Source organism: Streptomyces sp. ActVer (genome assembly GCF_027270795.1).
Classification (GTDB): Bacteria; Actinomycetota; Actinomycetes; order Streptomycetales; family Streptomycetaceae; genus Streptomyces; species Streptomyces umbrinus_A.
Window position 1 is genome coordinate 1 of the sequence record NZ_JAPWHT010000897.1, and the last position, 1303, is coordinate 1303.

The 1303-nt window shown below is 73.1% G+C and carries 1 protein-coding gene; it reads right to left on the reverse strand.

The features are described from left to right. Positions 1 to 1284: AMP-binding protein (locus O3Q52_RS53170; protein WP_332113037.1), on the reverse strand; the 1284-nt coding region annotated here is incomplete at its 3' end. Positions 1285 to 1303: the final 19 nt, after the last annotated feature.

A 1303-nucleotide genomic window follows, 5' to 3' on the forward strand; every position in this document is an offset into this window, starting at 1 on the left:
GGTGGCGGACGGGACGGCAGCCGAACGGGCAGAGGACATGGCCAGAGGGCTGGACGAGGCCCCAGGCCGGTACGACCCCTCCTCGAAGCGGGCCCGCATCCGCTGCCGCCGCAGCTTCCCGCTCGTAGTACGCGGGAAGGCCGACGGCGGGAGGGCGAGGACGTACACGTCGTCGTGGCCCAGTGCCCCACGAACCCGCCGGGCGACCTGGTCCAGTACCTCCGTCGCGGTGCCCGGCGGGCGGCTCCAGGACACGAACACCACCACGCGCTCGCTCCCGGTCACCGGGTCGGTCGAGCCGACCACGGCCGTGAGACCGGCGGGCAGCCCGGGCGTCGCGGCCGCCACCTCCTCCATGTCCGGGGCGTGGAAGGTGCGGCCGTTGAGGAAGAGGACGTCCTTGTGGCGGCCGCTGACACACAGTCGGCCGTCCCGCAGGAAGCCGAGGTCCCCGGTGCGCAGCCAGCCGTCCGCGAAGGTCTGCGCGGTCGGCTCGGGAAGGCGGTGGTAGCCGCGTGCGATCTGCGGACCGCCGACCTCGATGTGACCCACCCGCCGGTCACCCAGCGGCCGGCCGGCCCCGTCGGTGATCCGCACTGAGCAGCCGGGCACCGGTACGCCGACGTCCATCACCTCCACGGCCGCTGCCTCGCCGTCGCCGCCGGGTTCCCGTTCCACCGCCCGGCCACGGCTGAGAGCGGCCCGGTCCAGCACCACGGGCGCCGCCACTTCACCGAGCGGCGGGAAGGTGACGGCCAGCGTCGACTCGGCGAGCCCGTAGACGGGCGTGGCCGCCCGGGGATCCAGTCCGGTGGGCCGCATCTTGGCCGCGAAGTCCCGCCACACCGTCGCCGAGATCGGTTCGGCACCCACCAGCATCAGCCGTACCGGGCTCAGGTCCACCGCGGCGAGTGCCTCGTCGGGGACCCGGCGGACGGTCAGGGCGAGCGCGAAGTTGGCGGCCGACAAGACCGTGGCCCGGTGCGCGGCGGCCACGTCGAACCACAGGCGTGGCGTCTTCGCGAACGACAGGGGACCCATCTTCACCTGCTTCGCCCGCACGGCGAGCGGCGCCAGATGGGTGCCGATGAGACCCATGTCGTGGAAGTAGGGCATCCAACTGACCACGACGTCCTGCTCGTTGAGCCCCGAGGCGGTGGCCATCTGCCGCAGGTTCGCCAGGACCGCCGCGTGTGTCAGCTCAACCCCCTTGGGCGACCCAGTACTTCCGGAGGAGAACTGCAGGAAGGCCAGATCGTCCGGGCCCGGCATGGCAGGCGACACCGGTTCGGCGCACTCCCGC